Source organism: Catenuloplanes japonicus (assembly GCF_000717135.1).
Taxonomy (GTDB): domain Bacteria; phylum Actinomycetota; class Actinomycetes; order Mycobacteriales; family Micromonosporaceae; genus Catenuloplanes; species Catenuloplanes japonicus.
Map to the genome: position 1 here is coordinate 1 of NZ_JNXY01000067.1, position 13,167 is coordinate 13,167.

General features: G+C 70.2%; 14 protein-coding genes and 1 pseudogene. 6 read left to right on the top strand and 9 right to left on the bottom strand.

Annotated features, from left to right (window positions below; translation table 11 throughout):
* Together OP04_RS47870 and OP04_RS47875 are read right to left on the bottom strand one after the other, a co-directional pair.
* A pseudogene (locus OP04_RS47870) lies at positions 1 to 967 on the bottom strand (LuxR family transcriptional regulator); the annotation flags it as partial.
* Positions 883 to 1,938: an AAA family ATPase gene (locus OP04_RS47875; RefSeq protein ID WP_033346764.1), complete on the bottom strand. Its 1,056-nt coding sequence runs from the start codon at positions 1,936 to 1,938 to the stop codon at positions 883 to 885. The gene OP04_RS47875 and the pseudogene OP04_RS47870, both read right to left, overlap by 85 nt.
* A 315-nt stretch (positions 1,939 to 2,253) precedes the next feature.
* Here OP04_RS47875 and OP04_RS47880 point away from each other — a divergent pair, with 315 nt between their 5' ends.
* Entirely contained in the window at positions 2,254 to 2,445 is a 192-nt protein-coding gene (locus tag OP04_RS47880; protein WP_033346765.1) for a hypothetical protein, read from the top strand.
* A gap of 724 nt (positions 2,446 to 3,169) precedes the next feature.
* Here the strand turns inward: OP04_RS47880 and OP04_RS47885 are convergent.
* From OP04_RS47885 to OP04_RS47905, 6 genes are all read right to left on the bottom strand, one after another.
* On the bottom strand, positions 3,170 to 3,757 hold the full coding sequence (locus OP04_RS47885) for a hypothetical protein (RefSeq protein ID WP_033346766.1): 588 nt from the start codon (positions 3,755 to 3,757) through the stop codon (positions 3,170 to 3,172).
* Complete coding sequence (locus OP04_RS47890) at positions 3,754 to 4,272, bottom strand: hypothetical protein (RefSeq protein ID WP_033346767.1); 519 nt, start codon at positions 4,270 to 4,272, stop codon at positions 3,754 to 3,756. Before OP04_RS47890 ends, OP04_RS47885 begins: the two co-directional genes overlap by 4 nt.
* A complete protein-coding gene (locus OP04_RS54360; RefSeq protein WP_157241371.1) occupies positions 4,269 to 4,493 on the bottom strand; it encodes a hypothetical protein in 225 nt (74 codons plus the stop codon). The genes OP04_RS47890 and OP04_RS54360 overlap by 4 nt, the downstream gene beginning before the upstream one ends.
* Before the next feature lie 203 nt (positions 4,494 to 4,696).
* The gene (locus tag OP04_RS47895; RefSeq protein ID WP_157241373.1) at positions 4,697 to 4,894 is read right to left on the bottom strand and encodes a helix-turn-helix transcriptional regulator; all 198 of its coding nucleotides are present in this window, start codon (positions 4,892 to 4,894) and stop codon (positions 4,697 to 4,699) included.
* A 79-nt stretch (positions 4,895 to 4,973) separates the two neighbouring features.
* Positions 4,974 to 5,216 (bottom strand): hypothetical protein, encoded by a 243-nt coding sequence (locus tag OP04_RS47900; protein ID WP_033346769.1) that lies wholly within the window; start codon positions 5,214 to 5,216, stop codon positions 4,974 to 4,976.
* A 409-nt stretch (positions 5,217 to 5,625) separates the two neighbouring features.
* The gene (locus tag OP04_RS47905) at positions 5,626 to 6,870 is read right to left on the bottom strand and encodes an IS110 family RNA-guided transposase (RefSeq protein WP_033346770.1); all 1,245 of its coding nucleotides are present in this window, start codon (positions 6,868 to 6,870) and stop codon (positions 5,626 to 5,628) included.
* Positions 6,871 to 7,407: 537 nt separating this feature from the next.
* On the opposite strand from OP04_RS47905, the gene OP04_RS47910 reads away from it, so the two are divergent.
* From OP04_RS47910 to OP04_RS47925, 4 genes are all read left to right on the top strand, one after another.
* Positions 7,408 to 8,121, top strand: coding sequence for a hypothetical protein (locus OP04_RS47910; protein ID WP_157241375.1), 714 nt, complete (start codon positions 7,408 to 7,410; stop codon positions 8,119 to 8,121).
* 41 nt (positions 8,122 to 8,162) lie between these two features.
* Complete coding sequence (locus OP04_RS47915; RefSeq protein ID WP_157241377.1) at positions 8,163 to 9,062, top strand: endonuclease/exonuclease/phosphatase family protein; 900 nt, start codon at positions 8,163 to 8,165, stop codon at positions 9,060 to 9,062.
* Between the two features lie 227 nt (positions 9,063 to 9,289).
* Complete coding sequence (locus OP04_RS47920) at positions 9,290 to 9,880, top strand: DUF6283 family protein (protein ID WP_033346773.1); 591 nt, start codon at positions 9,290 to 9,292, stop codon at positions 9,878 to 9,880.
* 196 nt (positions 9,881 to 10,076) lie between these two features.
* Positions 10,077 to 11,849, top strand: coding sequence for a hypothetical protein (locus OP04_RS47925; RefSeq protein WP_157241379.1), 1,773 nt, complete (start codon positions 10,077 to 10,079; stop codon positions 11,847 to 11,849).
* A 139-nt stretch (positions 11,850 to 11,988) separates the two neighbouring features.
* Here OP04_RS47925 and OP04_RS54365 read toward each other — a convergent pair whose 3' ends face one another.
* Positions 11,989 to 12,234 (bottom strand): hypothetical protein, encoded by a 246-nt coding sequence (locus tag OP04_RS54365; RefSeq protein WP_157241381.1) that lies wholly within the window; start codon positions 12,232 to 12,234, stop codon positions 11,989 to 11,991.
* Between the two features lie 260 nt (positions 12,235 to 12,494).
* On the opposite strand from OP04_RS54365, the gene OP04_RS47930 reads away from it, so the two are divergent.
* Entirely contained in the window at positions 12,495 to 12,959 is a 465-nt protein-coding gene (locus OP04_RS47930; protein ID WP_033346775.1) for a hypothetical protein, read from the top strand.
* The last annotated feature ends 208 nt before the right edge of the window (positions 12,960 to 13,167 follow it).

Here is a 13,167-nt window from a genome sequence, read left to right on the forward strand (position 1 = left end):
GCGGCACGGTGAGCTGCCAGATCGCCTGCTGCTCGGCCAGCTCCACGCCGGCGACCGCGGTCTCCACCGCCTCCTGCAGCGTGCCGCGCGCGGCCAGCAACTGCGCCTCGTAGTAGTGCCACAGCGGCCCGGACCAGCCGGTGCCGAGTCGGTCGGACTCGTGGCGGCCGGCGGTGAGAACGGCTCCGGCCTCGCGCAGCTGGTCTGTCATGATCAGTGCATTGCCGAGCCAGATTTGTGGGTGCCGGTGGGTGGCTTCGCCGCCGGCCTCGTCGGCGAGGTCGGCTGCGGTGCGGGCGTGGGTGAGCGCGTCGGTGAGCCGTCCTTGCGCGGCTGCGACCATCGAGCGCGCGGCCAGTCCGGAGACGGCTGCGCTCGGGTCGGCGCTGATCGTGTGCGCTTGAGTGCCTGCTCGTTCTGCCTCGACGAGGTCGCCCTCGTAGAAGAGCGCATGCGCGTGGATGGCGTACAGCCGTGCGCGGACCTCCGGGGCGACACCGCAGCGTCGCAGGCCTCGGCCGGCGTATTCGACGGCCTCGTCGTTGCGGCCCGCGTGTTTGCAGGCCTCGGCCAGTCCGAGGCACAGCCGCGCCGCGGTGGTGGCGTCCAGCCCGGAGCGGAACGCGGCCTCGCCGTGCCGCCGCGCCTCGTCCAGCCGCCCGGCCGAGGCCAGCAACGGCACCGCCTCCGCCGTGAACGCGGCCTGTCGCGGATCATGGGATCCGAAGCCGCTCACCGCGTGCAGGTAGACGTCCGCGGCCGCGCCCGGAGCCAGCGGCGCGATCTTCGCGGCCGTGTCGCGCAGCAGGTCCGCGTGGCCGGCGACCACGGCCGGGCCGGCCTTCATCAGGTGCCGGGCCACCTCGGTCGGCGCGCCGCCGTTCACACTGGTGATCGCCGCGACCTTGCGGTGCAGGCTGTCGCGCAGCGGCGCCGGGATCGAGTGGTAGACGACCTCGCGCAGCATGTCGTGCTCGAACGCGAGCGCGTCACCGTGCCGGCCAGGAGTTGCATGATCCATAGGGGGTTGCCGCCGCATCGCTCGGCCTGGGCCAGGACGGTCGCGTCGACCGGCGCGCCCACCCGGCGCGCGCAGAGCAGTTCCACGTCCGCGTCGGCCAGCGGCCCGACCGTGATTTCCTCCGCGCCCATCGTGACCAGGTCGTCCAGCGCGTCCATGGCCGCACCGCCGGGCCCGGGCCGCCGCACGAACAACCACCGCACCGCATGAAAAGCCAGCCGGGGTACGAGTGTGCGCACCGCCAGCACGGAGAACTCGTCCATCCACTGCGCGTCGTCGATGATCACCAGCAGCGGCCGCTCCGCCGCCAGGTTCTCCAACTCGCGCCCGATCCGCTCCGGCGTCGACTGCACCGGCGTTTCTTCGCGCAGCCAGGCCAGTTTTGACGTGGGTGGGTCACAGTCGCTCAGTGCGGCTGCGAGGCTGATCAAGGGTGCGTTCCGGTCCACTTCTATGGCGGCTCGGTACGCCACCGTCAGCCCGCCCCGTGCCCCGGCCCGCGCCGCCGCCCGCGCCAGATGCGACTTGCCGATGCCGGCCGGCCCGGTCAGGACCAGGCAGCCACCCGCGCCACCGGCCGTGGCCGCGACCGCACGGCCCAGCACGGTCCACTCGGGCCCCCGGCCGATCAGGTCGTCGTCCGCGATGGTGGCGTGGATGGTGCCGGTCCCGGGCGATGGCGTGCTCAGGAGGCGAGTCGCGTACTGGTGGTCGGCGGTATCGCCGCCGAGTCCTCGGATGATGCTGTGTGCCGCCTGGAGGCTGACCAGGCGGCTCGCGTTGAGGGCGGCGCGCACCGTGTCGTGGGAGATGTCGCCAGCGGCGTCCGCGATCTGGCGCAGGCTCGGCTTACCCGCTCGCGTCCGGAGGGTCTCCAGGAACGTCGCGAGCTCCTCAGCCCGGGGAGGGTGACTCACGGCATCCCCTCCAATCGATGTTGCACTCCGTACTTGTGTGCTGTGGACAGAGCGCGGTACCGTCCCGCGTAAGAAGTCATCTTACACGTGACCTTAAGGTGTTGGTCGGCCTCGGTGAGGCAAGTACGGGTGTCGCCTACACCGACACACGCTAAGCGACCAAGGCCACGTTCCGCATCGCGTGACGACTGCAAACATTTCGCTCCAGGGCGCCAAGCTGCACCGCATGACCAGTGGATACCGCGCAATTTTCACCGGCCGGCTCCATCTCACCGAGTGAGTGGACGGAGCTACCTTCCGAACAGGAGCAATCACATGCCCAGCTGGGTCCCCACCACAGTCGTTCTCGCGTATGCCGCCACCGTCATGCTCCTTGCTCACGCCGCAGCATTCAGTCATGGCGAAGAGCGCAGAGAGTCCGCCTTCAAGGTCCTTCGGGTGATGCTTCCGTGGGGTTTGGTCACGATCGCGGGCCAGGCAGCAATCAGCTACTTCCTCACCGCCTAGCACGCGCCGAGCAACACCGGAGCGCCACAGCGATGCGCCCCCGCCTGAGACCCACGGCTTCAGCGCCGGGCTCGACTCTCTCGCATGCAAGGCGACGGGCTCGCGATCCGGGCACGCCAACGGCGTGTACTACCAGCCGGGGAGACACGGTGCGTGCACCACGGATGACGGTTCCGGCGGGCAGGCCGATGACGATGGCGTGGCCAAGCTGTCTATCGCCGCCGGCCGAGTCGAGGTGTCGGCCATGACCACCTGGCCAGGGCCATCGGACGCCGTCGGTCGTGGTCGGGACAACGGACCAGATCGAGGTAGCGGCGCAGTCGCATCCCGGCGGTCCAGCATCGATGGTCCGCCCTCGAAGGGCGAGTAGCGGGCCAGCGCGGCGATGATCTCGACGTGAGATCTCGCGGCGCATCTGATCGGCAAATCCCTGGACGTACTTCTCCCCAGGAACCGGTAGCCGGACCAGCGCCCAGGATTCTGAGGTGTCCGGCGATGTGCGCCCGTTCGCGTTCGACCGCGGCGTGGACCGGCACGAGGCCGCATCCGTCGAGGAGGACCGCAGCCCAGCGGCGCCGGTCAGCCATGCCATCACAGTTCGGGCGACGATCCCGGACTTCCAGCAGAAGCCCAGCCTGTTCGAGCGCGCCGATCGCATCGAAAACCTGCGGGCCTTCGCTGTCTCGGTCACGCCTTCCCACCGCGCGGCCGGGCCGCCAGCGCCTCATGCACCAGCTCCCGAATCGTCCGGGACGATAGGTTTCCCGGTGCTGTCCACGTGCCCACGCCGGTGTGACTCGGCAACGATCCCTGCCCAGTCGCTTTCGGGGAACCGGACGGACTGCTGTCGCTGTTGCGGCAGGACCTCGGCGGGCCGGTGCGGTCGGATCCCGCCGGGTAGCGTCCGCTCCTGGTTCGCGAGCGTGGTCGCCTCGCCTTTCTTGCGGAGCGGTACTCCACGGCGCTCCAGCCTGACCCTGATCGTGTCGTAGCTGACCCTGTAGTTGACGGCTAGGGCGGTAAGGCTCGCGCCCTGGCGGTAGGCGGCTTCGATCTCCTCGTCTGGCAGGTCGTGAAGCAGCGGCCGCCCGGCGGAGGCCCGTTTCGGTTTCGGTGGCTCTGGTGGGCGTGGCGGCCGTCCCAGGCTGGCGAGCGCGACCGCTTCAGCGCTGGTCCGGATCGGCACACCGCGGGCCGTGAGTCTGCGGCGGATCGTGACCGCGTTGACACCGTAGTCTCGGGCGAGCCTGGTGATGCTCACGCCGTCGCGGTACGCGGTCTCGATGTCGGTGCCGGGCAGGTCGCGGGTCACAAGGGCCTCCGTGGGGTCCAGGTGAGCCGCTGCCACCGGTGGACCGGCCCGCCGTCGTACGGCGTGGACGTGCCGAACGCGTCTGGTGCCGGGTCGATCTGCCAGCCGGAGGCGAGGTGCCGGCCGATCGGTTCCGGGAACAGGTACGTCTCGGCGGGCAGGCGCAGCTTGAGGACGACCTGGCGGTGCCGAGCCGCGTAGACGAGCCGGTACAGCTCCGGGTTTTGCTGCCGGAAGCCGCGCCGGACGTAGTTGTCGACGCACTTCAGGCGCTGGCCTTCGTCTTCGCGCCGCCAGCCCGCCCACGCCGCGGGCACCGTGCGCCCGTCCGTGTCGGCCATGTAGATGACCATGTACGAGGTCCGTGCGCTGTCCGCGTCGACGCGGGACTCGGCGTCCTCCCACCATTCTCCCGCCAGCGGCTCCTGGCCCAGCTCGGCCAGGAGCGCGGCATGCTCCGGGCTGCCGGCGTCGACGCGGACGAGCGGCGGCGCCGCGAGCCGCGGGCGGCTCACCGGATGCCTGCCGTGGTGAGCAGCACGTCCAGGGCGACGGCTGGTGTGTCGGCGCGGGCGGCGCGCGGGTCGATCGCGCGCGCGGCGGAGATGTTGATCCGGGTTTCGGCCTGGACGCGTTCGTCGGCGGCGAGCAGCCGCAGGTGCGGCAGCAGCTCGCGCACTGCGGCCTCGTCGCGGGTGTTGCGCGCGGCAGCGGCGGCCTCGGCTAGGCGGGTCAACGGCCACCGGCCGGCCGGCTGGTCGGTGGGCGCATGAGCCCAGACGATCTGGGCGGTCGGTACCTGGTCGGTGGCGCGGGCGGCGACGAGCTGGTGCCAGGAGACGGGCAGGGGTCGGGCGTCTGGGTGGGCGGCCCAGAACTCGTCGTCGCCGCGGTAGACGGTGATCGTGGGTGTCCGGTCCTGGTCGGCGAGGCTGACGGTCAGCGCGGTGATGGCGTGCTGGTGCGTTCGCGGAGTTGCTCGATCTCGGCGGCGGTTCCGGCGGGGATCGGGTCACGCCCGGCTTCCCATGCGCGGATGGTGCGGCCGGTGACGTTGACGATCGCGGCGAGTTGGTCGCGGGTGAGGTCGAGCTCGTGGCGGTGGGTGTGCAGGGCGGCGCCGGTCATGTGCGGCACGAGGTTTCTCCTGGCGTGTGACGGGGCGAGCCCGGCACGGAGTGTGGTCCAGTCGGGCTTGTGGAAGCGGTGCGGTTGGTCAGTCCCTGCTGAGGCTGGTGTCGTAGCCGGCCTGGTCGTAGAGCGCGTCGATGGCGGGGCCGAAGTCGGGCTTCGTGCCGTGGTAGCCCTGGTCGTCGGTGTTGTCGAGGAGGTCGCGGATGTAGCCCTCGACGCTGTCGTCGAGGTCGGCGGTCGTGTCGAGGTGGTGGAGGTCGAGGAAAGCCAGGAGTTCGTAGGGCTGCATGTCGTACTCGGTAGCGAGGTCTTCGATGGTGGCCATCTGTGGTCCTTTCGTTAGGTCCGGTCTGGTCGCCCGAGCAGCTTCTGGACTGGTGGGCGGGGTGCGCCGATGCGTTGCTATCGGCTCCTGTTGAAGTCAGAAGGTGACGGCAAGGCTGCCGGGCAGGACTGATCGCGTCGGAGACGCTCCGGGTGGTGATGGATCGGATCGGTGATGAAGGTGCGAAGGCTCCAGCGGTCGGACTGAGGGGGGGTCGCGTTCTGCGGCTCTGCTGCTCGCTGGTGAGCTACGCAGTCGTGTTAGGGACGTGTCGGTGCTCGGTGCTCGGTGCTCGGTGCTCGGTGTCGGCGGAGGCGAGGGTGCGGTGGGTGGTCGCCGTTCCCGCGTGGGAGCTCGAGGCTCGGGTTCGACCCAGGCGTGTCCGTGCACCGTGCCCTCGCCTCCGCGGTCATGTGGACGAGGGTGACGCGGGGAAGGCGCGGTCCTCGTCGTAGGGGGTGTGGTGTCTGAGGCAGTGGTGCAGGCCGGCGAGGAGGTGGCCGGCGAGTCGGCGGAGGGCGCCGGGGTAGGTGTCGCCGAGTTCTCGGCGGTGGTCGTAGTGGGTGCGGGCGCCGGGGGAGCGGGTGAGGGAGGAGAACGCCCATCGGTGGGTGGTGAGTTTGAGGCGGCGGTTGCAGATGCGTCGGTGGGTGACGGTGTGGCTGGTGCCGCTGGCCCAGGTCAGTGGTGCGAGGCCGGCGTATGCGCGCAGGCCGCGGGCGGTGGTGAAGCGGGTGGGGTCGTCGCCGATTTCGGCGAGGAGCCGGGCGCCGGTCAGGGGTCCGCAGCCGGGGAAGGAGAGGTAGATGTCGGCGTGGGGGTGGGTGAGGAAGGCGTCGGTGAGGGCGGTGGTGAGGTCGTCGGTCGTGGTGCAGGCCTGGTCGAACGCGTGGAGCAGGGCGCGGACCTCGACTGCGGTGGCGTGTTCGACGGCGGTAGGGAGGCGGAGGACGGGTGCGGTGAACAGGGCGTGAAGGCGGTAGGCCTCGTCGTCGATCAGGCGGGTCCGGACTCCGGTGAGGATCTTCGACAGCCGGTACGGGGTCAGGCGGGCGGCGGTGGTGGCGGTGGGGCCGGCGGCGAGGACCGCGCGGGCTTCGGCGCGCCGCAGGCCGTGGTCCCGGCCGTCCCACGCCGTGGCGCCGGCGGGGTGGGCCTGGACGAGGAGCGCGCGTAGGCGTGCGTGGAGTTGCTGGCGGTGGCGTTGGGCGCGCCACTGCGCGTGGGCGAGGACGGTGATCGCCGTGGCGTCCGGGGTGTTGGCCGGGATGGGGCGCAGGTGCGCCCATTCGTCGCGGAGCATGAGCGCGAGGAGTTCGGCGTCGGACCGGTCGGACTTCTTCGCCGCAGGGCTCTTGTGCCGCCGGACCCGGGCGACGTTGCTCGGCGGGATGTGGAAGACCGGCTGTTTCCTGGCGAGGAGGCCGGCGACGAGCAGCCCCTGGTGGGTCTCGATCGCGATCGGCACGTGGCGCCGGCCGTGGGTGTGGCTGGCACGCAGCCCGTCGAGGATGGTGAACAGGTCGCGGAGGCCGTCTGGTGTGGCGGGTATGCGGGCGCGGGCCAGGACGGTGCCGTCGCGGTCGATGACCGCGACGTCGTTGAGTGCGGTGGCCCAGTCGATGCCGCAGTAGAAACGCGGGGAACGGGACATGGCCTTGGTGCTCCCACCTGTCGACGTCGGGGACAGTGAGGCAGGCGATGACGGGTAGGCCCGCCGGAAGCAGACGGCACCACATACCCAAGAACGCGATAGGAGATCACGGTCGGTGCATGTCCGTCAGAATCCGACGCACCACGCGGCGCGCTGCCGTACTACCCCCGCGTGCGCGGGGACACCAGACCGACAGCACCTGGAAGACAGGTACTCCTGCTGGCCGTGACACGAGCGGGCTCTTCTATCAAAACCCAGGATCATCGTGTCTGGCTGCAGACCGTATCAGGGATCCCGTCGAGGCCCAAACGGGTGATATCGATACCCCTGGCGTGGTGCCGGCGACCGCCCCCGGTTTCTGGAAGCTGGAGCGGCAGCAGTTCTTCAAGTAGCCCGGGAATGCCAGCTGGGGCCTCGCACGGGGTGACTGGAAGGAGCCGATGCGTCTCATTGAAGCAGCCAGGGCTGATATAAGCGGACGCTGGGCTCCGGTGTCACGACGGAGAAACAGTTGGACGTCGCCCATAGCCTCGATACATGACATCCCAGGCCGAACTTCGATGGTCGCTCGCGCTGATTCGAGAATGCAACGATGCCGCCATCCTGTTCACCCGAGGGCTGGAGAGCGTGCACTCCATGCGCCACGACTACACGGACTCTGTGGTCGCCATGTCGCTGCTGGCTCTCGGCGCGGAGAAGATGCTCAAGCTCACCATCGGCCTGCACGAACGCGACCAGGGCCGGGACTGGCCGGCCAAGAAGGATCTGCGCGACAACATCGGCCACCAGGTGCGCAAAGGGGACTGTTTCGCTCGGCCCTTGCTGGACACCCATCCCGGCGCCGCACCAGGTCTGCTGCGCGATATGAAGATGCACGTCGAGGCGGATCCGACGCTCCCCGCGCTGCTTGACGCCCTCGACAGGTTCGGCGACGCCGGTCGCTTCCATCACCTCGACTTCCTGGCCGGAGCCACGCGGCACGACGAGTCTCCGCAGGGCCTGTGGGAGCAGGTCACCACCGCTATCGCGATCGGGAACCCGGCGCTGCTGGCCGAAATCAGCACGGTCGAGAACTACGATCACGGCCGCCTGCGACTCAACGCGGCAGTGATCGGCGTACTCGTCCAGTGGTGGGAGCTGTATCTCGCTGCCTGGCGGACCGGGGCCATCGGGAACGAGGCGAAACGGTATGCCCGTGAGCTGACGTTGACCGGCATCGCCTCAGCGGCCGCATCCAGAGGGCTCCGATGAGCGGACAACGGACAAGCCCGAACTCTCATGTCTTGGCCACCGTGAATACGTTCAACCTCTACGACCCGTCCACGCCTGACCAGACTTCCCGGTACCTGCAGGTGGAGAATCTGATCGCGGGTCTCGGCGCCGACATAGTCGCGGTACAGGAGGTCATCGGTCGCGGTCCGGACCGGGCCCACGATGCGCAGACGGGACTGCGGCGGCTGGCTGCGGCGACCGGGATGTCCTGCGAGGCCGACGGTATGCCCCTGCTGGCGGTCGGTGGCGGTGTCCACCACGCCGGCTTGCTGTGGCGTCCCGGCGCGGTCACGCCCGTACCCGGCACGGTCGGCCGGTTCACGCGCGAATCCGCGGGGATGTGGCACTCGCTCGTTACTGCGGTCTTCGACGTCGGCGGGAGCCGGCTACGGGCCGGGTCGGTCCAGCTATCCCCGTTCTCTCTCGAATGGCGACGGCGCGACGTCGCCCAGGTGTTGCGCGCGATGCACAGTGACAGCATTCCGGGGCTGGTCGGAGGGGACTGGAACTGTCACAGCTCTGCCACGGTGCCTCTGGCGGATGGCGGGCGCGCCCACTACGACAGCGACCCGTATCCGCGGGCGAGCTGGCACCCGGATCACGTGTACCAGCTCGATGACCTCGGTCGTGTTGACCGCACGGTGGCTCACCGGCTGGAGTCTGCGCTGCTGGGCCGGATGCGTGACTGCGCTCTGCTGGCCGGCGTGCCGTGGGCGCCGACGACCGGGCATCACCCGGCAGACCGTCATCCGGCGCGACGTATCGACCGCTGGTATGCCACCTGGCACCTGCCCGACGCCGCCGTGACTGGACATCGCACGCTCGAGGCGAGCATCGTCGGCGAGAGCACGGACCATCTGCCGGTGCTCGTTGATCTCGATGCGAAACGCCTCTCCACGACGCTTTACCCGCAAACCTGACATCCGTAGTGCAGATCTTGGCCGCTGGGTTGAGCGGTGTAGCGGGCCCCACGCACGCCACGCGTCATCGAGATGCGGCCCACCCGCTGCCGGACGGCATACGCGCCACGGCTCAGCACGGCGGTGCTCGCGGCCTTCGGGTTGATGCCCAGGGGTGAAATCCGGAAGGATCTGTGGAAGGCAAGACGCGGCGACCAACGTGGCGGGAGATTGCTGAGATGGTAGATGTGTCACCGCTGCTGTCGGAGCGCCGTCCGTCGTGCGCGACCGACGGCTATGAGGGCACGGGTGCGTGTGGGGTATGCCCGTGGCGCCGGGATACCGCTGTTGGCCGGTTCCCGCCTGAGCGGTATGTGGCGCTGGCATCGACCTCGGTAGCTGGCGCCGGACCGGTGTTCGCCTGTCACACCAGCGCTGAGGAGGCATCGCACGCGTGTGTCGGGTGGCTGCTGGCCGACGGCGGCCGTTTCAACTTCCAGGCGCAGCTCGCCAAGGCCATGGGCCGCTGGGATCCCGCCGCGCTGCGCACGCGCGGCGCGCTCTACGACACCTACGGCGAGATGGCGCTGGCCAACGGCGTACCACCGGAGGTCGTCGACGCCCTCGGTGTCGCGTCACCGTCGCGCCCGTACCCGATCCAGGTCATACCGCCGGCCGAGATGCCCATGAGCGATGCGGCGCACTACACCGATCAGATGGTGCTGGCCCGGGTAGCCGGGGTCCTCGCACAGCAGCCGGAAGCACCCACCACCCGCACCGTGCCGATGCTGTCCGCGGCGCGGAGGACAGGGCCCGCGCCGCGCCGACGCCAGCGATGAGCCGGCTGCCTGCACGCCACCAGCGTGCGCGAGGCGGCCGGGTCAGCGGCGCCGTGCTCACGCGTCAGCTGCCTCCCGCCGTTGCACCCCGGCCATTCGCGTGGCCAGGAGATTTCCGTCGGGATGCGTGGCAGGCTCTCGCGGCCCGGTCCGGTGGCCTGCGGCTACGGGGCACGAGTGGACGGGGTACGGCCTGGTGACGACGGCAGAAACGGGTCTGGGCCGGCCGGCGGGGGAGCCGGATGATGTGGTGTCGGCGGTGATCGTGCTGGGCCCGTACCTGGATCTGGCGGACCTGCTTCTGGACGCGGCCGGGGCCGCCGACGGCGAGGCCGTGAGTCTGGACGAGATGTACGGCGCGATGGCCTGGCTGCGGGACGATCCCGAATTCGCCCTGCTCCGGCAGCGCAGCGACGGCGCGACCGGCCGGGAGGCGGACGTGGCGCGGGCAGCGGTGGTGGTGCGGGGAATCGGCGCGGGATGGCTGGACCAGCGCGGATACGGCGGTGATCCGGGCCGCCTTGACGGCGAAGCGCTCCTTGCCGGTGCGCGACTGCTCGCCGGCGCCCTGACCCCACAGGGGCGACTCGCCCGGGTCGTGGCGCTGCTGGATCCCGACGCGATCACGGACCGGATTCTGATCGACGACCGGACCAGTCTGGTGCCGCTGGTGGGGCTATCGCGCGACCGCGTTCCGCACGGGCTGTCCAGCCGATGGGAGCGGGCACTCGCTGGCGCCGATCCTGGTGATGCGCTACTGGCGGTGGCCGCGCTCGTCGGATGGCTGATCACGCAGCCGCACATCGTCCCCCATCGCGTCCACGAGATACGGAGCCTGTACGAGACCGCCAGGCGACGGCCAGACAGCCGGGCGGCCGGAGTGGTCACGCCTGCCCGGCTGACGACGCTGCAGTCACGTGCGTGGGTCACGACGACCCCGTCGCCGGTCGTCAGCCGGCTGACCGACATCATGCTCGACTATGGCGACGGTCCCGCCGAGGCCATACCGGACGCGGTCGCGTGGGAGATCCTGTTGGCCGCGCACGCGTCCACGGGGGTCGCGGACCTGCCGCACCAGCCGTCGCGCTGGACGCCCCGGCAACGCGCGGCGGCGGACGCGGCGAAAAACTGGGCAGGGACCGCGCCGCTTCCGGCCCCGATGACGACATTGCGTAAACACTTGATCTCCGAAGGGCACTTGTTTTCGGTGCAGATCCGTCCGGCCGATGTTGGCGACGACGTGCCCACCGACGAGCCGCCCGTAACCCCGGCGGCGGACGCCCGGATGCAGGTGCAGGCGCTGGAGCTGCTGGGCGAGTTCTCCCACGCGGACCGTGCCGGGGCGTGGCGTGTCATGCGGCAGATCCTGCGCACGGGGGTGGGCGGGCAGCGCGCCGTCTACCAGCACCTGCTGGACGAGATCACGCTACGCGCCGTCGCCGGAGGACAGTCGTGGCGCGACCAGATCCCCCGGCACATCCGTGCGTTCCTCGGCGCCTGCCGCGGGTGCGTGCCCGAGTATCTGGTCGGGGACGCGGTGACCGCGTACCTTGCCGCGATGAACCGCTGCGACGCGGCCAAGCTGCCGATTCTGCTCCCGACACCGACGATCAGCCCGCACATCGACCTGTACGTGGCCGCAGCCGCGGCCACCGCGCACGACCTCCACTCGACAGCTGGCGACGACCGGCTGCGCCAGGCGATGATCTACCTGCGCCGCACCGACCGCAGCGTCGACCCGGCCCGCTGGGAACCAGACCAGCACCACACCGCCGAAAACGCCCTCACCGACGCACTCGGCGAAGCGCTCGCGCGGCAGGTACGGCGCCGCCCGGCCGACGACCGACTGCGCCGGTACGCGCTCTGCGCCGCCTACGACACGACCACCGACAGCGACAGCGGCCCCGCTCACGCGCAGCTCGCCCGTATCGGCGACCTGCTCCACGCCGCGGGCCGGCGGAAACACTGATCGCCGCCGGGTGGACTTGGCCCGGTACCACCACCGCGTCCACTGGCCCGGAGGCCGCGACAAAGCGCCGTACCCGGTCGGCACCACTCTGCCGGGCGGGCGTGTAGCAAGGCCCCGGGCGTCGGTAGGTGACCGGTGATCAAGGGCGCTGGTCGGCGAGCCGGAGCACGATCACCATCGACTCCCGTAGCCCGTCGGCGTGCGGACCGGTGGCGCCATCGGCTGCGGTGGCCAGCGCGGCGAGGACATCACCGGACCGCAGGTCGGCTTTCACGTCGACGCGGCGTCCTACCCCCGGCGCATGGTCTTCAGCGCCGAGGGTGCCTGGCGGGTGCGCTGGTGCGCTGGCGATCCTGGAAGCCGCATCGGCTACGTCTGCGCTCATGGGCATCACCGTACGAGACCGGGCCACAAGCTCTGGCCCGGCTCGACGATTCCCGGCCGCGAGGAAGGACGCCGGGTGCAGGACATGACACCGCGCGGAACACCGGGTACCCCCTCCTGACAAGGGCGAACGTGGCACAGGAGTGGCCAGCAGCCCGGAGAACGCGTCCGCAGTGACGGCGCGAAGGTGACCGTCGGAAGCCGGCTTATGGCGTTGGCGAGAACAGGGGAGCGGCGGGGCACAGACTCTACGATGCGGTGATGTCCTCGCGCCGGCATGACGAGCAGCAGGCCGCCGCCAGCGTCGCCGCGCTCGCGGCGATCACGGAAGAGCAGCTCGCGGCCAGGATCCGTGAGGCGCTGTTAGGGCTGGTCGAGCCGGTGATGGCGTTGTATCAGACCGGTACCTGGCCGGTCAGCGACTTCGATGCGCGTGCAGTGGAGGCCTTCAACCAGGCGCAGCGCGTTGTCTCCGCTGGCGGCACTCCGGTCCTGGAGGCGATGGTTGCCGCGGCCGCGCCGGTGCTGGGAATGTGGTGGCCGGACCGGCCCGCGGAGGCCTGCGCTGTGCACGAAGCTGTGGAGAGACTGCGATACGTGGCGATGGTGTTGCCGAGCCTGGTCGCGAACGCGCGCGGGATTGCCGAAACCCAGCTCGCGCTCGGTCGCAGACCGACGTACCGGCGCAGCGCGGGAGGACTCAGCGGAGATGACGACGGAGGCTGACCAGGCGGGTTGGCGACGCGAACGCCGTCGGACGACCGTCGTTCTGGCGTGGTGTCCAGTGCACCGGAGGGTGCTGCACGGCCACGGAAGTGAGATAACACGCCATGAGTGAGCCTTTTTCAACCTGGCGGTGCTGTTCACGGCAGGTGTGGGTGGCCCGGGTATCGATAAGGGCGAGGCTCCAGGTAAGACAGCAGTCGACCAAGAT